The organism is Dyella sp. Tek66A03 (assembly GCF_052567735.1).
In genome coordinates this window covers 4,147,465-4,169,329 of the sequence record NZ_CP199584.1, presented here as the reverse complement: position 1 = coordinate 4,169,329, position 21,865 = coordinate 4,147,465, and the positions used below count along the sequence as shown (strand labels likewise).

The window sequence follows — 21,865 nt, the reverse complement described above, 5'->3', positions numbered from 1 at the left end:
AGCCGATCCTGAGCGCGGGATGAGGCGGTACATGGCCTTCGATGCGGTATTCAGCTAACGTGGCGGCTTTCCTTGTGCAGCCTCGCCCATGACTGACCCCGTTAGTGCCAAGCCCGAAGACAGCGCCCTGGTGCGCGTCCGTGGCCTGACCACGGTGCTCAATGGCAAGAAAGTCTTCGATGCGCTGGATATGGACATCCCACGCGGCAAGATCACCGCCATCATGGGCCCCAGCGGTACCGGCAAGACCACCTTGCTCAAGCACATCACCGGCCAGATGCGTGGCGATGCGGGCGAGGTGCGGGTGGATGGACAGAACGTGTCCGAGCTGCCGCGCCAGAAGCTGTTCGAGCTGCGTGAGCGCATCGGTTACCTGTTCCAGAATTCCGCCTTGCTCACCGATTTCGACGTGTTCGAGAACGTGGCGTTTCCGTTGCGCCAGCATACGCAGCTGCCGGAAGTGCTGATCCGCAACATCGTGCTGACCAAGCTGCAGGCCGTGGGCTTGCGTGGCGCGGCCGGCCTGATGCCGACCGAACTCTCCGGCGGCATGGCGCGGCGCGTGGCGCTGGCGCGCGCGATCGTGTTCGACCCCATGCTCATCCTTTACGACGAGCCGTTTGTCGGGCTCGATCCCATCGCGCTGAACCAGGTGCTCAAGCTGATCCGTACGCTCAACCAGACCCTTGGCATCACCAGTGTGCTGGTGGCGCATGAGCTGGAGGCGATCAAGCAGGTGGCCGATCACATTTACCTGATCGCCAACGGCAAGGTCGTCGCGCAAGGCGATCCGAAGACGATTGCCAATGACGGCTCGCCGTGGACGCGGCAGTTCTTCGGTGGCGAGGCCGATGGCCCGGTGCCGTTCCAGTATCCGGCCGGCGATCTGGCCCAGTCGCTCGGTTTTCCAGGGAGGGGCGCATGAGCGTGCCGATGAGTCGCGACAACATCGTGCTGCGTTCGCTGTCGCAGATCGGCGATTGCGGCCTGTTCCTGCTGCGTATTCTGGCGGCGGTGCCGCGCAGCCTGCGTCACACGCGCGAGACCGTGCGCCAGTTGTGGTTCGTCGGCGCGATGAGTCTGATCATCATCATGGTCTGCGGCCTGTTCGTCGGCATGGTGCTGGGGCTGCAGCTGTATGACGTACTGTCGATTTTCGGCGGCACCTCGGCCACTGGCACGGTGGTGGCGATCGCGATCTATCGCGAGCTGGGCCCGGTGGTGACGGCGCTGCTGTTTGCCGGTCGCGCAGGCACCTCGGTCACGGCCGAAATCGGCCTGATGCGTGCCACCGACCAGATTGCCGCGATGGAAATGATGGCGGTCGATCCGATCGCCTATGTGATCGTTCCCCGCTTCCTCGCCGGCGTCATCGCCATGCCCCTGCTGTGCTGCGTGTTCTGCGCGCTGGGCATTTTTGGCGGCCACCTGGTGGGGGTGAACTGGCTGGGCATCGACAACGGCACGTTCTGGTCGAACATGACCGCGACCGTCGACCTGGTGAAAGACGTGATCAACGGGGTGCTGTGGAAAAGCGTGGTATTCGGCATCGTGGTGTCGCTGATCGCGGTGTTCCAGGGCTACACCACGCCACCGACCAGCGAGGGCGTGGCCTATGCCACGACCCGCACCGTGGTGGCGTCCTCGATCGCGATCCTGGCGCTCGATTTCGTACTGACCGCGTTTTTGATGTGACCGGCCCGATGGTGAGCGCCCACATGAAAACCGTAACCCTTCCTATTCGATTGAGGATCGTGCCGTGAGCCAGAGACCATCCTATGCCGTCGGCACCGGCCTGTTCATCGTGCTTGGCTTTGCCGCGTTGGGCTATCTCGCTACCCAGACCACCTCGGTCGCCAACAGCAGCCGTGGGCCGAGCTATACGGTTGAGGCGCACTTCGCCAACATCGGCCAGCTCAAGGAGCGCGCGCCGGTAAAGGTGGCAGGTGTGCGCATCGGCCAGGTGCAGTCGATCGTGCTCGATCCGGGCAAGGAGACCGCCGATGTGAAGCTGGCCATCGACCAGCGCTACAGCCAGATTCCCGACGACTCGGTTGCCACCATTTTCACCAGTGGCCTGCTGGGCGACCAGTACGTGGGCATCCAGTACGGCAGCTCGAAGAAAGCCGTGGCCGACGGCAGCACGCTGGCGCTCACGCGGCCGGCGCAGCAGCTGGAAGAGATGCTCGGCAAGTTCTTCGGCGCCGGCGGGTCTGCGGACAATTTGTCCGGCAGCTACCTGGTCAAGGCCCGTTTCACCAATGTGGGTGCGCTTTCCGTGGGCGCTCCGGTGAAGATGGCCGGTGTGGCCATCGGCAGCGTGCAGTCGGTCAAGGCCGATCCGGTCAAGCTCGATGCGGAAGTGACGCTGGCCATCGACAAGCGGTACGACCAGATTCCCGACGATTCGGCCGCAGCCGTGTTCACCAGCGGGCTGATCGGCAGCCAGTTCGTCGCGATTCAGCCTGGCGGTTCACCCGATATGCTGAAAAACGGCGACGAAATGATACTTACCCAATCAGCGCTGCAGATCGAGGATCTTATTGGCAAGTTCCTGGTCAGTGGTTCGTCCAGCGACAAAAAGACCCCCGACAGCGGCAAGGCCGACGCTGGCGCCAAACATTGAGTCCGCGCCTCGAGTCCCGATATTCACTAAAGATCCCACCCAGGAGTCTCCCCATGTTGCGCAGTCTGGCTCTTGCCACCGCTATCGCCTTTGGCAGCGTGCTTGCCGCCCCCGCTTTCGCCCAGAATGCTGCCCCGGCCCCAGCAGCGGACGCCGCCCAGCAGACGCCGGCGCAGGTGGTACAGATCATTACTGACCAGCTCTCCAAGGCTATCGAAGGCCACCAGCAAGAGCTGAAGAACAATCACGAAAAGTTGATCGGCGTGATCGACGGTGTCTTCCTGCCGCACTTCGATATCGACTATGCCTCGATCCTGGTGCTCGGCCAGCATGCCCGCGAGGCGACGCCGGATCAGCGCTCGCGTTTCGCCAAGGCGTTCTACAACTCGATCACCCATCGCTATGCCGAGGGCCTGCTCGACTACACGCGCGGTCGCGTCAAGGTGTTGCCGTCCAGTGGTGACGTCAACGACAAGCGCACCATCGTGCGTACGCAGGTCGTTTTGGACGATGGCAAGATCGTGGCAGTCGACTACGCCTTCCGCAAGGATCGCGAGGGCAACTGGAAGGCCTACGACGTGATCATCGAAGGCATTTCCTACATCACCAACTACCGTAACCAGGTCGACGCCGAGATCCGCAAGGTGGGCATCGATCAGCTCATCACCAATCTCGAGACCCAGGGTGACAAGGCGCTGGAGACGATGGAAAAGGAAACCAAGGCCACCCCGTGATGGTTTCTCCAGGCACCTCCTTGAAGGTTGACGATGGCGCGCCGGATAGCGTTCGCGTGTCCGGCCCGCTGACGTTCGCCAATGCCACAGTGGCATTGGATGCCATGAGTGCAGCGGTGGCTCGCGATGGCCGTCATACACTGGACCTGGCCGGTGTGACGCGTACCGATAGCGCCGGTCTCGCCTGCGTGCTGGCCGTACTGGCCAAGGCGGCGGAGCACGGGCACAAGCTCACCGTGCGCAACATCCCCGAAGGCATGCGCCTATTGGCCAGCGTGTGCGAAGTGGAAGGCTTGATGGTCTGAGGTCTGCCCGGTCCGCCGGGCAAGCCAACAAAAAAGGGGCCTTGCGGCCCCTTTTTTTGTGATGCCGATATACCGGCGATCAGTGATTGCTTGGCGGGTTCTGCGTCGGCTGTTTGGGTGGCTGCTTGTCCTGCCACTTCTGCTGCTCTTCCATCAGCTCGTCGGGGTCGAAGTTCTTGTCCTTCAGGCCCTGCATCTGCTCGATGACATCGTCCGGCGGATTGCCACGGTAGATCTGGTAAAGGCGTTGCTGGCGATACGCGTCGCGAATGAAGGCGTAGGGGTCGTAGGCCGAATTGAGGAAGCTCTCCGCGTCGATGGCGCTCGAACGCAAGGTGATCAGGTACAGCACCTGCGGCAGGTATTCCTGCCCGTACTCGTAACTGTTGTTGCGCGAGAAATAGCTCAGCGGATCGAAGAAGTAGCCGTCCACCGGCATGCGCCAGACATCGCGCAGGGTGGTGGGGCCGATGAACGGCAGCATTAGGAAGCTGCCTTCGGGCACGCCCCAGCGCGCCAGGGTGATGCCGAAGTCCGTTTCCTCCAGCGGGATACCCAGCTGGCTGGCCGGGTCGAAGAAGCCGCCGAGGCCCAGGGCTATGTTCACGATGAAGCGACCGCTGCTCTGCGCCGCTTCCTTGGGCCGAGCCTGCAGCAAGTCGTTGGCCACCGTGATCGGCATGTGGATATTGGTGAAGAAATCGCTGACCGAGCGACGGATGGTGTCATTGGTCACCTTGCGATAACCCACCGCTACCGGGCGTATCACCGCTTTGTCCAGCGAGTTGTTGAAGGCGAACATACTTCGATTGAACTTCTCGTGCGGATCGTCGGTACGCGGCTTGGCGATTGCGCAGCCAGCCAGCAGAACCAGGGCCACCAGGGGCAGACTGCGCGTGAGGAGGGAGCGGAAGGCTGGTGACATGGGTGGCAACGGTCCCGGGGTTGGGGTTAAGCGCAATATTGTACTTGCTAGTTTTTTATTATGTACAGAACCGATTGAGTTTCGGGCAGCTGCACTGCAGGCTGGCTGAACCGCGCATCATAAAGCTTGCTGCATTGCCAGCAAAGCGCCCTCTGGCTACACTGACGCACGATAAGTCGCTTTATTCTTTAAGGATTTCAGATGGCCCGCATTACCGTCGAAGACTGCCTGCAGGTAGTCGACAACCGCTTCGAACTGGTGCTGATGGCGACCAAGCGCGCCCGCCAGCTCGCCAACGGTGCCGAGCCGGCAGTCAATCCGGATCATGACAAGCCGACCGTGCTTGCCCTGCGCGAGATCGCCGACCGCCGCATCGACCAGGCTACGATCGACGAGATCGACAAGGCCGAGCGCGAGCGCGCCGAGCGCGAAGCCCTTGAATGGGCCGCGGCCGAAGTGGACGACGATCTCTCCAAGGCTGGGGATGACTGATGGAAGGCGGTGGCTGTAGACAGCGCGCGCAACCGGCCGGGATGACCGGCATCCGTTGCTGGCGCGTGAACTCAGCCACGGCTTCTGCTTCAAGCAAACGCACGGAGGCGGTCGCCTGAGCGGGGACCGAACATCCATGCCGGCAGTCACGGATCCCACGCTTACGGATACGTCGACGTTGCCGCCTTACGTCCTGGCCTTGAAGGAACGCGTGGCTTACCTGCCCGAAGCGCAGGTGGCCCGCGTGATCCGCGCCTACGAAGTGGGCGCCCAGGCGCATGAGGGTCAGGCCCGCAAAAGCGGCGAACCCTATATCACCCATCCCGTGGCGGTGGCCGGCATCCTGGCCGAGCTTGGCCTGGACGCCGAGACCATCATTGCGGCGATCCTGCACGACACGCTGGAAGACACCGCGCTCAGCCGCACGGAACTGGCCGGCGAGTTCGGTGAAACCGTGGCCGAACTGGTGGACGGCGTCACCAAGCTGGACAAGATGAGTTTCAGCAGTCGCCAGGAGGCGGATGCGGAAAGCTTCCGCAAGATGCTGCTGGCGATGGCGCGCGACCTGCGCGTGATCCTGATCAAGCTCTCCGACCGACTGCACAACATGCGCACCTTGGGCGCCAAGGATCCCCAGTCGCGCCGCCGCATTGCGCGCGAAACGCTCGAGATCTACGCGCCCATCGCGCAGCGCCTGGGCATGAACAAGGCCAAGGCGGAACTGCAGGACCTGGGTTTTCGCGCGCTGTATCCCGATCGCTATCGCGTCATCAGCGAACGTATCCGCGCCGCCCTGGGCAACCGCCGCGAAGCGATGGGCAAGATCGAGACCGCCCTGTCGGCGCGACTCGCCACCGAGCATCTCGCGGCGCGTGTGGTCGGGCGCATCAAGTCGCCGTGGAGCATCTATTCCAAGATGCACCACGAGCACAAAAGCTTTGCGCAGCTGATGGATGTGTACGGCTTCCGCGTGGTGGTCGACTCGGCCATGAGCTGCTACATGGCGCTCGGCGCCGTGCATGGCCTGTACAAGCCGGTGGATCGCCGCTTCAAGGATTTCATCGCGATTCCGAAAGCCAACGGCTACCAGTCGTTGCACACGGTATTGCTGGGGCCGTTCGGCGCGCCGATCGAGGTGCAGATCCGCACCGCCGAAATGGATTCCGTGGCCGAGCGTGGCGTGGCTGCGCATTGGGCCTATAAGACCGATTCCGGTCCGGCCAATAGCGCCCAAGCGCGTGCGCGCGAGTGGCTGTCCTCGCTGGCTGACAGTCAGGCCAATACGGCTTCGTCGTCGGAATTCATCGAAAACGTAAAGATCGACTTGTTCCCCGACGAGGTCTATCTGTTCACGCCGCGCGGCGACATCCTGGCCTTGCCGCGCAATGCCACCGCGCTGGACTTCGCCTATGCCGTGCATACGGACGTGGGCGATCACGCCGTGGCGGCGCGCGTCGACAAGAAGCTGCTGCCGCTACGCACGCGCCTGGAGTCGGGGCAGTTGGTGGAGATCATCACCGCGCCGTCGGCGGTGCCCAATCCTGCGTGGCTGGAATCGGTTGTCACCGGCAAGGCGCGTACGGCGATCCGCCAGTACCTGAAGCATCTGCAGCACGAGGATGCGGTGGATTTCGGTCATCGCATGCTCGATCGCGCGCTCGATGCGCTGGGTTCAAGCCTGGATGCGATTCCGCCGGCCGTGCTCGACCGGTTCCTTGAGACCTCCAAACTCAAGCGCCTTGAAGAGTTGCTCTCGGATATCGCGCTGGGCAACCGCATGCCGCATCTGGTGGCCAGCCAGCTGGTGGCCGCGCGCGGCAAGAAGTCGTCCGATGTGCTGCAGTCGCCCCATGCAGCGGAGAAGATCCACATCACCGGTGCGGAGCGCGGCGTGCTCAGCTTCGGCAATTGCTGCCACCCGCTGCCGGGCGACGAGATCATCGGTTACCTGTCGTCTGGCAAGGGCATCGTGGTGCATCGGGTGGAATGCCCGAACGTGGTGGAGTTGCGCAAATTGCCGGAGCGTTGCGTGGCCATCGAGTGGGACCGCGACGTGCAGGGCGATTACCGTGCCGAGCTGCGTATCGAGGTCATCAACCGCCCGGGCGTGCTTGCCACGGTAGCGGCGGCGATCGCCGCCGCCAACTCGAACATCGAGAACGTGGAGTACGTCGAACGCGATGCGTCGGCGGCCACCTTGCTGTTTGCGCTGGAAGTGAAGAACCGCAAGCACTTGGCTGAAGTGATTCGCCGCGTGCGGCGTACCGGTGTGGTCAGCGGCGCCTACCGTTATCCGCTCTGAGCTTTTGCGGGGCGTGGCAACGCACGTTCGAGATACCCAGGTCTTACACTCGGTGCCTTCGTTATCGCGCAGAGGGTTTGCCATGTCCCGCAGCATCGTTTCCACCGACCAGGCCCCGGCCGCCATCGGCCCCTATTCGCAGGCCGTGCGTGCCGGTAACACCGTCTATTTCTCCGGACAGATTCCGCTGGATCCGGCAACGGGCGCGCTGGTCGACGGTGATATCACCAGCCATACCCGTCGTGTCTTCGACAACCTCAAGGCGGTCGCGGCGGCGGCGGGTGGTTCGCTGGACAAGATCGTCCGCGTGGGCATCTATGTCACGGATCTCGGCAATTTCGCCGCCGTGAACGCCGTCATGGCGGAATATTTCCAGGCGCCATTCCCGGCCCGTTCCACCATCGAGGTTTCCGGCTTGCCCAAGGGTGCCGAAGTGGAAGTTGATGCCGTGATGGTGCTCGACTGATCACTAAGCGTGCCCTCTGCCGACAGCCAGAAGGACATTGCCGGCTGCGCCCTCGGCCCTTGCTCGGTTAGGCTTTGCCGATGCCGACCCCTCGCACGCTAGCCACGACATCGACGCATCCGGCCCCTGGCGACACGCCGGTTTCGGCGCTGCCTGGTGTGGGCCCTGCGCTGGCGGAAGCATTGGCGCGGCTTGGTCTGGAGCGTGTACAGGATCTCTGGTTCCATTTGCCGTTGCGCTACGAGGACAAGACGCGGGTGGTTGCGATCGCCGACCTGCGCCCGGGTGAGCGCGCGCAGGTCGAAGGCGTCGTCGAGGCGGTCGAGCGGGGCTTTCGCTATCGCCCGCAACTCAAGGTGGCGATCGGCGATGACTCGCGCCAGACGCTGATGCTGCGCTTCTTCCATTTTCGGCGCAGCCAGTCCGAACAGATGCAGCCCGGTACGCGCCTGCTTTGCTACGGCGAAGTGCGCCAGGGTTCGCTAGGGCTGGAGATGGTGCATCCGCAGTATCAGCGGCTCAGCGGCGACGAGCCGGCTAGCGTGGACGAGCTGCTGAGCCCCATCTATCCGACCACCGAGGGACTGGGACAGAAGCGTCTCGCTGGCGTCATCGCCAAGGCGATGGCCCTGCTGCCGCCGGATGCGCAACTCGAGTTGATACCACCCGCACTGTGCGCGGAACATGGCCTCACCTCGTTGCGGGATGCGCTGCTCTACGTGCACCGGCCACCGCCGGATGCGCCTTTGGGGCAGCTTACGGCAGGGCGCCATCCGGCGCAGCAGCGCTTGGCCTTCGAGGAACTGCTGACCCAGCATCTCAGCCTCAAGCGCATGCGCGCCGCGGTGCGTCGTCGTCATGCTCCGAGCCTGCGTGGCACGGGGCAACTGCGCGAACGCCTGCTGGCCGGCCTGCCGTTTGGCCTGACTGGTGCGCAGCAGCGCGTGACGGCCGAGATTGCTGTCGATATCGCGCAACCGAAACCCATGTTGCGACTGGTGCAGGGCGACGTCGGCAGCGGCAAGACGATCGTCGCGGCGCTGGCCGCCATCGCTGCGGTGGAGTCAGGCCAGCAGGTGGCCTTGATGGCGCCGACCGAGCTGCTGGCGGAACAGCATCTTCAGCACTTTCGCCATTGGTTGACGCCGCTCGGTGTCGACGTGGCCTGGCTTGCCGGCAAGGTGGCGGGCAAGGCGCGGCAGCAAGCACTGCAGCACGTCGCTGAGGGTGCCCACGTCGTCATTGGCACGCACGCGTTGATGCAGGAAGGTGTGGTGTTCGCCCAGCTCGGCCTGGTCATCGTGGACGAACAGCACCGCTTCGGCGTGCAGCAGCGCCTTGCCTTGCGCGACAAGGGGGCGGATCAGGGTTCTGGGCTGGTGCCGCATCAGCTCGTGCTCACCGCCACGCCGATTCCGCGTACGCTCGCCATGAGTGCGTATGCCGACCTCGATGTGTCGGCCATCGACGAATTGCCGCCGAGCCGCACACCGGTGCAGACCATCGCGATCTCCAATGCGCGGCGCGCGGAAGTGATCGAACGCATCCACGTTGCCTGCCTTGAAGGGCGACAGGTGTACTGGGTGTGCACCCTGATCGAGGAGTCCGAGCAGTTGCGCGCGCAAGCCGCCGAGGTGGCCTACGCCGAGCTCTCGGCGGCACTGGCCGATTGCCGGATCGGCTTGATCCACGGGCGCATGAAGCCCAAGGAAAAGCAGCTCGTGATGGACTCTTTCAAGGCCGGCGAGCTCAGCGTGCTGGTGGCGACCACGGTCATCGAGGTGGGGGTGGACGTTCCCAACGCGAGTTTGATGGTCATCGAGAACAGTGAGCGGCTTGGCCTGGCGCAGCTGCACCAGTTGCGCGGACGGGTAGGACGCGGCTCGGTGGCGTCGAACTGCGTGCTGCTCTATCAGCCGCCGCTGGGGCAGCTGGCGCGCGAACGCCTGCAGGTGATGCGCGAGACCAATGATGGCTTCCGTATCGCGGAAAAGGATCTTGAGCTGCGTGGCCCGGGTGAAGTGCTGGGCACGCGCCAGACCGGCCAGCTCAGTTTCCGCATTGCCGATCTGGCACGCGATGCGCATTTGTTGCCGGCGGTGCAGGAAGTAGGTGCGCATCTGCTAGCGCATTACCCGCAACAGGCCGAGCAGTTGATCGTGCGCTGGATCGGCGCTGCCGCGCGCTATGTCCACGCCTAACGCAGGTATTTGCTCGCGACGAGAGAGCTTCTAAGCTATTCGGTTCAAATCCAACGACGAAGCCTCATGAGCAAGCCGCAACTGCTGATCGATACCGACCCTGGCGTGGATGACGCGCTGGCGATACTGATGGCGCATGCCCACGCTGACGTCCTGGGACTGACGATTGCTGCGGGTAACGTCGGCCTCGGTCATACTGTTCGCAACGCGCGGACCCTGGTCGACCTGGTGGAAACGGCGACGCCGATTTTTGCGGGCTGTCCGACGCCACTGGTACGTATGCCTGAAGAAGATGCGGTGCACGTGCATGGTGTGGATGGCCTTGGTGACATTGGTTTTGCCGAGCCGAAGGCCGTGGCCTCCGATGAGCATGCCGCTCAGGCCATCCTGCGTTTGACGCGTGAACATCCCGGCTTGACCCTGGTGGCGCTGGGGCCTCTGACCAACCTGGCACTGGCCCTGCGTCTGGATCCGACCATGCCGCAGCGGGTGACGCGACTGGTCGTGATGGGTGGGGCGGTGACCGGTCAGGGCAACACCGGCAAGATACCCGCCGAGTTCAATGTCGGCTTCGATCCGGAAGCCGCGCACGTCGTCTTCGAAGCCTTCCCGAGGTTCGATCTGGTCGATTGGGAAGCGACACTGCGCCACGCCTTTACCGACGAAGCGTTCGATGGCTGGCTGGCAGCAGGCGATAAGCGCGCTGCGTTTTTCGCGCAGGTATTCGGCACGGCGCGCGCATTCAATCGCCAGCGCGGCCGTCGTGGCGTGATTGCGGCCGATGCGCTGGCCATGGCCGTGGCGCTCGATCCAGGCATCGTGACGCGCAGTGAACAGCGATATGTGGCGGTAGAATTGGATGGTCGCCTGACGCGCGGCGCGACGGTGGTGGATTGGATGGGGCGCCTCGATCGGCCGGCCAATGCGCGCATCGTGATGGACGTGGATCAGGCCCGTTTTGCCGCCCTGGTCAGGCGGGCGCTAGGGGCCTGAATGGCTCCATGTCGGGCCCGAGTGCCCCAAGTGATTGACCGACTTGCCAATGAGCCAGGTCGGTCGATATAATGCCGCTCTTTTCACCCACCGCTTTGAGTCTGTCATGAAGCCCGATATCCATCCGAATTATCGCCCGGTGGTGTTCCAGGACCTGTCGTCCGAGTTCGCGTTCCTTACGCGTTCGACGATCGCCAGCAAGGAAACCGTCAAGTGGGAAGACGGCAACGAGTACCCGCTGATCAAGGTGGATATCTCCAGCCAGTCCCATCCGTTCTACACCGGCAAGCAGAAGACGCTGGACGTTGGCGGTCGCGTCGACAAGTTCCGTCGTCGTTACGCGCAGAAGTAAGAGCGCGCGCAGACTTGCCTGAGTGCCACTCAAGCGTGGCACTGCATGGATAAGAAGCACGGGGCGAGCCTAGGCTCGCCCCGCGCTTTTTTGTGCCTGCAATCCGACCATTCGCTAGGGCATGTCCCCAGAACCTTGTGCGATAATGGGCGCTGAGGTGTCGCAGTACGTCCCCATGGGCGACATCAACCCTACCTCGCTGGCTCTCGCGCTTTCGCGACACGCCGACGACGACATTACGTGAAGGAGGTTTCCGTGTCCGATTCCAAGATCGTCAAGTTGGTGGATGAGTCGACCAAGCGCAGCAGCGAATTGCCCCTGCTCAGCGGTACGCTCGGTCCTGCATGCATCGACATCGGCACGCTGTACAAGGACACGGGCCACTTCACTTACGACCCGGGCTACGGCAGCACGGCAAGCACCAAGAGCGCGATCACCTATATTGACGGCGACGAGGGCGTGCTGCTGTACCGCGGCTACCCGATCGAGCAGCTGGCTGAGAAGTCGAGCTTCCTCGAAGTGGCCTACCTGCTGCTCAATGGCGAACTGCCGAACAAGCAGGACTTCTCGAACTTCGAGCACGAGATCACGCATCACACGATGATGCATGAGTCGCACAAGAACTTCTTCCAGGGTTTTCACCACGACGCACATCCGATGGCCATGCTGGCCGCTTCGGTGGCTTCGTTGTCGGCGTTCTATCACGACTCCCTGGACGTGGATGACCCGGCCGACCGCAAGCTGGCCGCGATCCGCCTGATCGCCAAGATGCCGACGATCGCCGCCGCCTGCTATCGCTATTCCATCGGCTGGCCGTTCCGCTATCCGCGCAACAATCTCGAATACGTCGATCGCTTCCTGCACATGATGTTCGAAGTGCCGAGCGAGCCGCTGGAAATGAGCCCGGTTGCCGCCAAGGCGTTGGACCTGCTGTTCATCCTGCACGCCGATCACGAACAGAATGCGTCGACCTCAACCGTGCGTCTGGTCGGTTCGACCGGTGCCAACCCGTACGCCTCGGTGGCCGCTGGCATCACGGCGTTGTGGGGTCCGGCACATGGCGGCGCCAACGAGGCGGTGCTGAAGATGCTGGAGGAGATCGGCACGGCGGACAAGGTCGAGACGGCCGTCAAGCGCGCGAAGGACAAGAACGACAACTTCCGCCTGATGGGCTTCGGTCATCGCGTTTACAAGAACTTCGATCCGCGCGCCAAGATCATCCGCGAGATGTGCCACAAGGTGCTCGACGAGCTGGGCGTCAACGACCCGTTGCTCGACGTGGCGATGAAGCTGGAAGAGGCCGCACTGAAGGACGATTACTTCGTCGAGCGCAAGCTCTATCCGAACGTCGACTTCTACTCCGGCATCATCTACAAGGCGCTGGGCATCCCGACGGAAATGTTCACCGTGATGTTCGCCATCGCGCGCACCGCCGGCTGGATCTCGCACTGGATCGAGCAGCACGAAACCCCAGGTTCGCGCATCGGTCGTCCGCGTCAGATCTACACCGGTTCGGACGTGCGCAACTACGTTGGTGCCGACAAGGGCTAAGCGCTATCCGCTAGCGCTGCAACGAAAACGCCCCGGGCATGCCGGGGCGTTTTTGTTGGTGAAGTACCAGGCGCCGAACTAGCGCAGCGCGGCCGAGAGCATCCGCTCGAAACCGTCTTCCTCGTCCCCCGTCGCAAGCATTTCCTCCACAGCGGCGAGGGGCGCGCGTCGCATGGGTTTCTCGTCGATACGATCGAGCGGCGGCTGCCGTAGCGCATCGCTGGGCAGGACGGTGATGTCGAAGGGCAGGCCGTCGGCGGAGAACAGCAGGACCGGATATTCGGTTTGTTCGTCGCGCGTGGTGCGCAAACGCCGGGTCTGCTGGGTCAGTGGCACGCCCCGTTCCTGCAGGAACAGCACCACCGATTCGGCGTTGTCGCTGAACACGTGCAGGCATACCGCCGAATGAGCGTCGGCGGTGCCCTCGAGTACGGCACCGACCAGGCGCGGTTCGAAGCGCTCGAGGAAACGCATTGCCTCGGCCGCCGCTTCCCGTCGTTGTTGCAGCAGCTGCGGTTGCGTATCGGCATGGAAGATGCGCTGGTGCTCGCGCAGGGCCTGTTCGATTTCGTTGTTGCGCGGCAGTGCCTGCGCATCGACGATGCCAAGCCGCTCGGCGGCCTTGACCTTGGCGTGGTGGAAGTCGCGGATGCCGTGTTCGCTCATCAATCGCGCCGCCTCCTGGGCGACGCGCAGACGGTTGCGCTGAAGACGATCCTGCGCGTGGATACGGTGATGTTCGCCTCGTGCCATGCCTCATTCCTCCAGCGTGCTGACGTTCGCCCCTGCGAACGTGGACGGCAGGACGGGCCAGTGGTTGGAACCCGGCTGCCGACGATTAGAAGATGTCGTAGGCGTGCTGCTGGTCCTGATCCTCCTGCTGCTGGTTGGCCTGGTTGCGCAGGCGATCCACGTCTTCCACCTTGAATATCTCGGGCAGGCTGTTGGGCGCGCCCGCGCCGGCGGGCAAGCCGCTTGCGCGGTCTATCTGCACCGTACTGATACCGGGCGGCATCGGCAAGGTGCTCGAGGGAACGTCCTTCAGCACCGCCCCCATGTAGGACATCCAGATCGGCAGGGCCGCCTTGGCACCGAACTCGCCCTTGCCGAGTGAACTGAAGTCGTCGAAGCCCACCCACACGGTGGTCACCAGATTGGCATTGAAGCCGGCAAACCAGGCGTCGCGATGGTCATTGGTCGAGCCCGTCTTGCCGGCGAGGTCGTCGCGTCCCAGGGCCATGGCAGCCGCTCCGGTGCCGCGCTTGATGACATCCTGCATCAGCGAGGTGACCAGGTAGTCGTTGCGTACGTCGATGACCTGGGGAGCGAGCACGGGGGCGTGTGCGCCGTCGTGGGCATCGGCCGGAAGCACGGCATCACCGACGCCGGCGACACTGCCCGAGGTGCCTGGCGTGCCTGCCGTACCGGTGCTGGCCATGGCATTGCTCGGGTTGGTGGCGGCACTGCCGGCGGGCGGCGGGCCGGGCGGGCGCGTATCCAGCAGGCGCTCGGCGCAGGTGCGGCAGGCGCGCGCCGGGTTCGCCTGATACACCGGCTTGCCATCGCGGTCCGTGATCTCGCTGATGAAGTAGGGCGTCACCAGGTAACCGCCATTGGCGAACACGGCATAGCCGCGGGCCATGGTCATGGGCGACACCGAAGCGGTACCCAGCGCCATCGACAGGTTGGCGGGTAGCGAGTCGAGGGTGAATCCGAAGCGGGTGATGTAATCGCGCGCAAAACGCACGCCTATGGCGTCGAGCAGGCGCACCGAGACCAGGTTCTTGGACAGCACCAGGGCCTCGCGCAGGCGGATCGGGCCGTCGAACTTGTCGTCGTCGTTGGAGGGCGTCCACAGGCCGCCCGGTCGCGAGGGATCGGGCAGGGCGATCGGGGCGTCATTGATGATCGACGCCGGCGTAAAGCCGCGCTCGAAGGCGGCCGAGTAGATGAAGGGCTTGAAGCTCGAGCCCGGCTGGCGGGCCGCCATGACGGCACGATTGAATTTGCTGCGCAGGAAGTTGAAACCACCGACCAGCGCCTGCAGCGCGCCATCTTCGGGATTGACCGAGACCAGGGCGCCTTGGGCGCCCGGGATCTGGGTCAACTGCCACTGGCCCTTCTCATCACGGGACAGGCGCACGATGTCGCCGCGCTTGAGCACGCTGGCCACGTTCTTGGGGGCGGCGCCGACGCGGGTGTCATTGATGTAGGGACGGGCCCAGTCCATCGCTTCCAAGCGCAATTTCACGGTTTCGCGGCTGGGCAGGTAAATACTGGCTTCGTCGGCTGATACCGCGGTGACCAGACCTGGATCCATGCCGGAGATATCGGTGTAGGCAGACAGTACGCGCTCGAAGTCCTCGCTACCGGCGTCGACAGCTAGCTCCTGATGGGCCTCGGGGCCACGCCAGCCGTGGCGACGGTCGTATTCGACCAGGCCAGACCGCATCGCGATGACCGCGGCCTGCTGACGGTCGCTCTGCAAGGTGGTCTTCACCACATAGCCTTCGGTGAGGGCGTCATTGCCCAGCCGGTCCAGTACCTGCAGGCGCACCATTTCGGCCAGGTAGGGAGCATCGAGCTCGATCGCCGGCTCATGCGGGGCGGCAGCGTTGGGCTCGGCGATGGCCTGTTCGTACTCCGCCTTGCTGATATAGCGGTTTTCCAGCATCTGGCCGAGCACCCAGTTACGGCGGGCCAGGATGCGCTTGGGGTTGTTGAGCGGGTTGACGACCGAAGGCAGCTGGAAGGTCGAGGCCAGCGTGGCCGCTTCGGCAATGGTGAGCTGGTCCAGCGTCTTGCCGTAGTAAAAGGAAGCCGCGGCGGCCACGCCATAAGAACGGTGACCCAGGAACATCTTGTTGAGATAGAGCTCAAGGATCTGGTCCTTGGTCAACTCGCTCTCCATGCGCAGCGCAATGAAGATTTCGGTCAACTTGCGCGAATACAGCTTCTCCGGGCTCAAGAAGAAGTTGCGGGCGACCTGCTGGGTAATGGTCGATCCGCCCGGTCCCTTGTCGCCGCCCGACACGATGACGTGCCAGCCGGCACGGGCAATGCCGTGCCAGTCGACGCCTGGATGGTTGTAGAAGCTCGCGTCCTCGGCCGCCAGCACGGCATGCTTGAGCCGCTCAGGCACATTGGCGATCGCGATGGGGATGCGTCGCGTCTCACCGAAGCTGGCAATCAGCTTGCCATCGGCACTGAGCACACGCAGGGGTACCTGCATGTGGTAATCCTTGAGGACGGCTACCGAGGGCAGGCGCGGGGAAATAAGCCAGTACGCCACCCCCACGGCCGCAACGCCCAGCAGCAACCCGGTAAAGGCCAGAACCAGGATCCAGCGCACCAACCGCTTGAGAATTTGCATGATGTGGGTATTTGCGAGACGCAAGTCAAAACAAGTCAGAGTATAGATGTTGCAGTATCTGCCACATGAATCGAAAGCGTCCCGGCAAAAGACACGCCAACCGATGCTCTTGGTCCAAGTGTGCGTGCCATCACGCGAATGTGTCGAGAAAAAGCTCGTAGGCCATTGCCAATACGTTAATTTTTGGATTTAATGCAAGGGCGTACTCACCAGTCTAGGTGCAGGCGCCCAGGGGTAAGGGGGAAAATCGTGGGGCTTTTTACACCCAAGAAGCCGCCGCTTGTTGGCGTCGACATCAGTTCGACGGCCGTCAAGTTGCTGCAGCTCAGCCAAGCCGGCGGTCGCTATCGCGTGGAACATTACGCGGTCGAGCCACTGCCCCCTAATGCCGTGGTCGAAAAGAACATCGTCGAGGTCGAGGCGGTGGGCGAGGCCATCCGGCGCGCGTTGGCGCGATCCGGGTCCAAGCTAAAGCACGCGTCGGCGGCGGTAGCCGGATCGGCCGTAATCACCCGCGTCATACCGATGCCGAGTGAGTTGTCCGAGGACGATCTCGAAGGCCAGATCCAGGTCGAGGCCAACCAGTACATCCCGTATCCGATCGACGAAGTCAGCCTCGACTACGAGGTGCTCGGTCCGGTCCGCGACAACCCCGAAATGAACAATGTCCTGCTCGCTGCCTCGCGCACCGAGAATGTGGACATGCGCGTGGCCGCGCTCGACCTGGGCGGGCTCTCCGCCAAGGTGGTCGATGTCGAGGCCTTCGCCATGGAGAACGCTTTCGCCATGGTGGCCGACCAGCTCAATGTCGGTCGCGACGCGCTGGTCGCCGTGGTCGACATCGGCGCCACCATGACCACGCTGTCGGTGCTGCGCAACCAGCGCACCATCTATTCGCGCGAGCAGGTGTTCGGCGGCAAGCAACTGACTGACGAAATCATGCGCCGCTACGGTCTGTCCTATGAGGAAGCCGGTCGCGCCAAGCGCAAGGGCGGCCTGCCGGACTCCTATGAGAGCGAGGCGCTGGAGCCGTTCAAGGAGTCGCTGATCCAGCAGATCGGACGCCTCCTGCAGTTCTTCTTCGCCGGTAGCGAATACAGCAAGGTCGACCAGGTCGTACTGGCAGGTGGCTGCGCCTCGATCGAGGGCATCGGTCCCATGCTCGAAGACCAGCTGGGTGTGCCCTGCGTCGTGGCCAATCCTTTGGCGCGTATGTCGTTGTCGCCGCGTGTGCAGGCGCAGTCGCTGGCTCAGGACGCCCCGGCCCTGATGATTGCGGTCGGCCTCGCGCTGAGGAGCTTCGACTGATGGCACATATCAACCTACTTCCGTGGCGCGCCGAGCGCCGCAAGCAGCGCGAGCGCGAGTTCTTCATGCAGCTGGGCGCGGCTCTGGTGGCGGCGATCCTGGTGCTGATGCTGTGGTCGTTCTGGATGGGGGAGCGCGTCGACAACCAGACCGACCGCAACGCCTATTTGCAGGGCGAGATCAAGCAGCTCGACGAACGCATCGTCAAGATCAAGGATCTGGAGAAGGTGCGTGAGCGATTGCTGGCCCGCAAGCAGATCATTGAGCAGCTGCAGGCCAACCGCTCGCAGATGGTGCATCTGTTCGATGAGCTGGTGAGGACCATTCCGGCCAGCGCGCGCCTGGGCGGCCTCAAGCAAACCGGTGACTCGCTGACCCTCGACGGCGTAGCGCAATCCAACGCCAGCGTGGCGGAGTACATGCGCAATATCGAGGCGTCGCCGTGGATGGGTCATGCCGATTTGCGCAAGACCGAGAACACGCACGGCGGCGACACGCGGATGCCCTATAACTTCGGGCTGGATGTGGCGTTGAGCCGACCCAAGTCCGACGAGAGCGGCGAGGTCACCGACGACGATCAGGCGCCGATTGTACCGGCCGCCAAGGCCGCCCCGGCGTCCGGCGCGGCTGGCACTCCAGTGGCTCCGGCAGCCGTCAGCGAGCCGGCCAAGCCGGCGGCAGCGGGCAGTGTTTCCTCGGGGGCCAAGCCCACGAGCCCGGCAGGTAACGGAGGGGCCAAGTCATGAAGTTCCTCACCGACCTGCAGAGCCTTGATCGCAACAACATCGGCGGCTGGCCGCAGTCGATCAAGGTATTTTTCACCGGGCTAGTGTTCGCTCTTGTGGTCTTTCTTGGCTGGTACCTGCACGTCAGTGACCAGCAGACCGAACTGCAGTCGCTGGTTGGCAAGGAGGACCAGCTCAAGCAGGAGTTCTCGCAGAAGCAGGCCAAGTCGGCCAATCTGGAAGCCTTGCAGCAGCAGCTCGACGAGATGCAGGACATGCTGCGCCAGTTGCTGCGCCAGTTGCCCAGCAAGACCGAAATGCCGGAGCTGCTGGTCGACATTTCGCAGACGGCGCTCTCGGCAGGTCTGGAAACCGAGCTGTTCCAGCCTGGTCCGGAATCGCCGAAGGACTTCTATGCGGAGAAGCCGATCACCCTGCGCATGGTGGGCACGTATCACCAGTTCGGCACCTTTATCAGCGGCGTGGCATCGCTGCCCCGCGTGGTGATCCTGACCTTGCACGATGTTTCGTTGACGCCGAAGAACGCGCCCCCTGCCAAGGGAGCTGCGCCAGGCGGTGGCGTGCTTGTGCTGCAAGGCACGGTAAAGACCTACCGCTATCTGGAAGATGACGAGAGTGCCGAGGCCAAGGCAGCCAATGCCAAGTCAGCCGGGGGCAAGACACAGGCTGCCAAGACAGGGGGGCAGAAATGAGCAAGTTGACTGCCATCCGCTCCGTCCGGGCGACGCGTATCGTGCCGGTGCTCGCCGCCTTGCTGGTGCTTGCCGGTTGCACCCGCGGTACCTCCGATCTGCACGATTGGGTTGACCAGGAAAAGCACAAGAAGGGCGCGCCGATTCCGCCGCTGCCCGTCATCAAGACCTTCGAGACCTTCCAGTACAACGCTCAGGGTCGCCGTGATCCGTTCAGTCCGAGCACCGTCGAACTGCAGCAGAACAACGTCAATAGCGGCCCGCGCCCGGACGAGAACCGTTCCAAGGAGCCGTTGGAAATGTTTGCGCTGGACAGCCTGAAAATGGTCGGCACGGTCGGAGGAGGCGCGGGCATCGAAGTGCTCGTGAAGGATCCCGGTGGGGTGATTCACCGTGTCCATCGCAACGAATACATGGGCCAGAACTACGGTCGGATCACCGCCATCGGCGATGACCATATCGACCTGGTAGAGCTGGTTTCCAACGGAAATGGTGGCTGGATGGAACGTCCTGCCAGCATCGCGCTCAGCGAGAAATGAGAAATACAGGGGCTGATGCAATGAGCAACCAAATCAAACCTGTTCGGGACCGTGTCATGCGCCAGGCAAGCCGCTATGTGATCGTGGGCCTGTTGACGCTCGGTGCCGCCTGGTCGAACGCGGCAACTGCCGCTACCAGTACCCTGAAGGAGATCAGTTTCGACACGCTGCCAGGTGGCCGCATCGAGCTGCATCTCAACTTCGCGCAGGGGCCGGTGCCGGAGCCGAAGATCTTCACCACGGGTAACCCGCCGCGCATCGCCGTCGACTTTGCCGACACCGATAACGCAGCGCCACGTCATATCGACATCGGCAAGGGTTCCACCACGGGCGTGTCGGCCGTGTCGGCTGGCGGCCGTACGCGCGTCGTCGTGGAACTGCTGCGTGAGTCCACCTATCGCTCGCGCGTCGAGGGCAATAGCCTGGTGCTGACCGTGAATAACGGTACCGAGGCGTCAACCACGACGACGGCGGCCACCATTGATCCGTCCAAGGCGCTGCCTTCGGCGATGAACGGCCCAACCGTGTCGAATATCGACTTCCGTCGCGGACCGAACGGCGAAGGCCGCGTGCTGATCGACTTCAGCGGCGCGGGTGCGAACGCCGATATGAAGCAGCAGGGCGACAAGGTCGTAGTCGAACTCAGCCAGGTGAACCTGCCGGCGAACCTGGCTCAGCGCCTGGACGTGCTCGATTTCGCCACGCCGGTGCAGTCCATTGTCACCAAGGCGGGTGTCCGCGGCGGTGCGCGCATGGAGATCGCTGTGAAGGGCCAGGTCGATACATCGGCCTACCAGAGCGGCAATCAGTACGTGGTCGAGATTGCGCCGAAGAAGAAGGATCCCAAGGCCGCGGACGGCAAGCTGGCCAAGGGTCAGGATCCTGTCTACAACGGCAATCGCGTCACCTTCAATTTCCAGGACATCCCGGTACGCTCGGCGCTGCAGTTGCTGGCCGACATCTCGGGCCTGAACCTGGTGGCGTCCGATACGGTGGGTGGCAGCGTCACCTTGCGCCTGGTCAATGTCCCTTGGGATCAGGCGCTTGACGTCGTGCTGCGTGCCAAGAGCCTGGACAAGCGTCGCAACGGCAACGTGATCTGGATTGCGCCGCAGGAAGAGCTGGCCAAGTACGAGCAGAACGTTGCCGATGCCCGCCTGAAGGCGGAAGACAACGCCGAGCTGGTCACCGACTATGTGCCGATCAGCTATGGCAAGGCGAAGGATATCGCCAAGCTCCTGACCACCGGCAGCCAGTCTGCGGGCGGCGGCGGTGGTGGCGCTAACACATCACACGGTTTCCTCTCTTCCCGTGGCAGCGTGTCGTTCGATGAGCGCACCAATACCTTGCTGATCAATGACAACCCGCAGAAGATTCGTGAGCTGCGTGACCTGATCGCCGTACTGGACAAGCCGGTACAGCAAGTGTTGATCGAATCGCGCATCGTGATTGCCACCGACAACTTCACCCGCGATCTGGGCGCGAAGTTCGGCGTGCAGGGCACGCGGACCAATCCGAGCGGTCAGCAGCTCTCGACCGGTGGTAAGACTATCGCCGCGGGCACCGCCAGTGGCATTAACGTCAATCTGCCTGTCTCCAGTCCCGCAGGCAGTTTGGCCCTTGGCATCCTGGGCAAGAACTACGCACTGGATCTGGAACTATCCGCGGCGCAGACCGAAGGCCGTGGTGAGGTGATCTCCAGTCCGCGAGTGATTACGGCCAACCAGCAGGAGGCGGTGATCCGCCAGGGTCAGGAAATCGGCTATGTGACCTTCCAGAACAGCGCTTCGGGTGCGGCTGGCAGCGGCACGGCCACGGTACAGTTCAAGGATGCCGTGCTCGAGCTGAAGGTGACGCCGACCATCACGGCGGACAATCGCGTCTACCTCATGATCAACGTGAAGAAGGATGCCCTGGCGGCCTTCATCACCGTGCCGGGTAGCGGCCAGGTGCCGCAGATCGACACCCGCGAGATCAACACCTCGGTACTGGTGGATAACGGCCAGACCGTCGTGCTCGGCGGCATCTATGAGATCACCAAGCAGAACACCGCGACCAAGGTGCCTGGTCTGGGCGACATCCCGGGTATCGGTATCCTGTTCCGCAACACGTCGCGTCAAAGCGACAAGGCGGAGCTGCTGATCTTCGTGACGCCGCGCATTCTCAGCGACAGCCTGAAATAAGCCCGGTTACATGGCGATACGGAAAGGGCGGCTTCGGCCGCCCTTTTTCGTTGCCGCCCGAGCGCCCTTACGTGCTG

20 protein-coding genes are annotated in these 21,865 nt (G+C 63.2%); 17 read left to right on the top strand and 3 right to left on the bottom strand.

Going from position 1 to position 21,865, the window contains the following annotated elements; translation table 11 throughout:
* Positions 1–88 precede the first annotated feature (88 nt).
* From ACT01B_RS18605 to ACT01B_RS18585, 5 genes are all read left to right on the top strand, one after another.
* Positions 89–925: an ABC transporter ATP-binding protein gene (locus tag ACT01B_RS18605; protein WP_445144690.1), complete on the top strand. Its 837-nt coding sequence runs from the start codon at positions 89–91 to the stop codon at positions 923–925.
* Positions 922–1,695 (top strand): lipid asymmetry maintenance ABC transporter permease subunit MlaE, encoded by a 774-nt coding sequence (mlaE, locus tag ACT01B_RS18600; RefSeq protein WP_445144689.1) that lies wholly within the window; start codon positions 922–924, stop codon positions 1,693–1,695. Before ACT01B_RS18605 ends, mlaE begins: the two co-directional genes overlap by 4 nt.
* Positions 1,696–1,759: 64 nt before the next feature.
* Positions 1,760–2,626: an outer membrane lipid asymmetry maintenance protein MlaD gene (gene mlaD / locus ACT01B_RS18595; protein WP_445144688.1), complete on the top strand. Its 867-nt coding sequence runs from the start codon at positions 1,760–1,762 to the stop codon at positions 2,624–2,626.
* Positions 2,627–2,679: 53 nt separating this feature from the next.
* Positions 2,680–3,360: an MlaC/ttg2D family ABC transporter substrate-binding protein gene (locus ACT01B_RS18590; RefSeq protein WP_445144687.1), complete on the top strand. Its 681-nt coding sequence runs from the start codon at positions 2,680–2,682 to the stop codon at positions 3,358–3,360.
* A gap of 20 nt (positions 3,361–3,380) precedes the next feature.
* Entirely contained in the window at positions 3,381–3,665 is a 285-nt protein-coding gene (locus tag ACT01B_RS18585) for an STAS domain-containing protein (protein ID WP_445144686.1), read from the top strand.
* Between the two features lie 79 nt (positions 3,666–3,744).
* Here the strand turns inward: ACT01B_RS18585 and ACT01B_RS18580 are convergent, their stop codons facing one another.
* Complete coding sequence (locus ACT01B_RS18580) at positions 3,745–4,590, bottom strand: MlaA family lipoprotein (protein WP_445144685.1); 846 nt, start codon at positions 4,588–4,590, stop codon at positions 3,745–3,747.
* Positions 4,591–4,791: 201 nt separating this feature from the next.
* On the opposite strand from ACT01B_RS18580, the gene rpoZ reads away from it, so the two are divergent.
* The 7 genes from rpoZ (at position 4,792) to ACT01B_RS18545 (ending at position 12,947) form a co-directional block, all read left to right on the top strand.
* Entirely contained in the window at positions 4,792–5,082 is a 291-nt protein-coding gene (rpoZ, locus tag ACT01B_RS18575) for a DNA-directed RNA polymerase subunit omega (protein WP_445144684.1), read from the top strand.
* A 136-nt stretch (positions 5,083–5,218) separates the two neighbouring features.
* Positions 5,219–7,384 (top strand): RelA/SpoT family protein, encoded by a 2,166-nt coding sequence (locus ACT01B_RS18570; RefSeq protein WP_445144683.1) that lies wholly within the window; start codon positions 5,219–5,221, stop codon positions 7,382–7,384.
* A gap of 82 nt (positions 7,385–7,466) precedes the next feature.
* A complete protein-coding gene (locus tag ACT01B_RS18565) occupies positions 7,467–7,850 on the top strand; it encodes a RidA family protein (protein ID WP_445144682.1) in 384 nt (127 codons plus the stop codon).
* 80 nt (positions 7,851–7,930) lie between these two features.
* The gene (gene recG, locus ACT01B_RS18560; RefSeq protein ID WP_445144681.1) at positions 7,931–10,051 is read left to right on the top strand and encodes an ATP-dependent DNA helicase RecG; all 2,121 of its coding nucleotides are present in this window, start codon (positions 7,931–7,933) and stop codon (positions 10,049–10,051) included.
* Between the two features lie 66 nt (positions 10,052–10,117).
* A complete protein-coding gene (locus ACT01B_RS18555) occupies positions 10,118–11,044 on the top strand; it encodes a nucleoside hydrolase (protein ID WP_445144680.1) in 927 nt (308 codons plus the stop codon).
* A gap of 106 nt (positions 11,045–11,150) precedes the next feature.
* A complete protein-coding gene (locus ACT01B_RS18550; protein WP_445144679.1) occupies positions 11,151–11,396 on the top strand; it encodes a type B 50S ribosomal protein L31 in 246 nt (81 codons plus the stop codon).
* A 255-nt stretch (positions 11,397–11,651) separates the two neighbouring features.
* On the top strand, positions 11,652–12,947 hold the full coding sequence (locus tag ACT01B_RS18545) for a citrate synthase (RefSeq protein ID WP_445144678.1): 1,296 nt from the start codon (positions 11,652–11,654) through the stop codon (positions 12,945–12,947).
* A gap of 78 nt (positions 12,948–13,025) precedes the next feature.
* Here the strand turns inward: ACT01B_RS18545 and ACT01B_RS18540 are convergent, their stop codons facing one another.
* Together ACT01B_RS18540 and ACT01B_RS18535 are read right to left on the bottom strand one after the other, a co-directional pair.
* Positions 13,026–13,700, bottom strand: a complete 675-nt coding sequence (locus ACT01B_RS18540) for a hypothetical protein (protein ID WP_445144677.1) — start codon at positions 13,698–13,700, stop codon at positions 13,026–13,028.
* 85 nt (positions 13,701–13,785) lie between these two features.
* Entirely contained in the window at positions 13,786–16,320 is a 2,535-nt protein-coding gene (locus ACT01B_RS18535) for a penicillin-binding protein 1A (protein ID WP_445144676.1), read from the bottom strand.
* A 249-nt stretch (positions 16,321–16,569) separates the two neighbouring features.
* Here ACT01B_RS18535 and ACT01B_RS18530 point away from each other — a divergent pair, with 249 nt between their 5' ends.
* From ACT01B_RS18530 to pilQ, 5 genes are read left to right on the top strand one after another with little or no spacing between them, the layout of a single operon-like run.
* Entirely contained in the window at positions 16,570–17,628 is a 1,059-nt protein-coding gene (locus tag ACT01B_RS18530; protein WP_266180694.1) for a pilus assembly protein PilM, read from the top strand.
* The gene (locus ACT01B_RS18525) at positions 17,628–18,374 is read left to right on the top strand and encodes a PilN domain-containing protein (RefSeq protein ID WP_445144675.1); all 747 of its coding nucleotides are present in this window, start codon (positions 17,628–17,630) and stop codon (positions 18,372–18,374) included. Before ACT01B_RS18530 ends, ACT01B_RS18525 begins: the two co-directional genes overlap by 1 nt.
* Positions 18,371–19,066, top strand: a complete 696-nt coding sequence (locus ACT01B_RS18520; protein WP_445144674.1) for a type 4a pilus biogenesis protein PilO — start codon at positions 18,371–18,373, stop codon at positions 19,064–19,066. The genes ACT01B_RS18525 and ACT01B_RS18520 overlap by 4 nt, the downstream gene beginning before the upstream one ends.
* Positions 19,063–19,605 carry a pilus assembly protein PilP gene (locus tag ACT01B_RS18515; RefSeq protein ID WP_445144673.1) on the top strand — a complete coding sequence of 181 codons (543 nt, stop codon included), beginning with the start codon at positions 19,063–19,065 and terminating at the stop codon, positions 19,603–19,605. Before ACT01B_RS18520 ends, ACT01B_RS18515 begins: the two co-directional genes overlap by 4 nt.
* Positions 19,606–19,661: 56 nt before the next feature.
* Complete coding sequence (gene pilQ, locus ACT01B_RS18510) at positions 19,662–21,788, top strand: type IV pilus secretin PilQ (RefSeq protein WP_445144672.1); 2,127 nt, start codon at positions 19,662–19,664, stop codon at positions 21,786–21,788.
* The last annotated feature ends 77 nt before the right edge of the window (positions 21,789–21,865 follow it).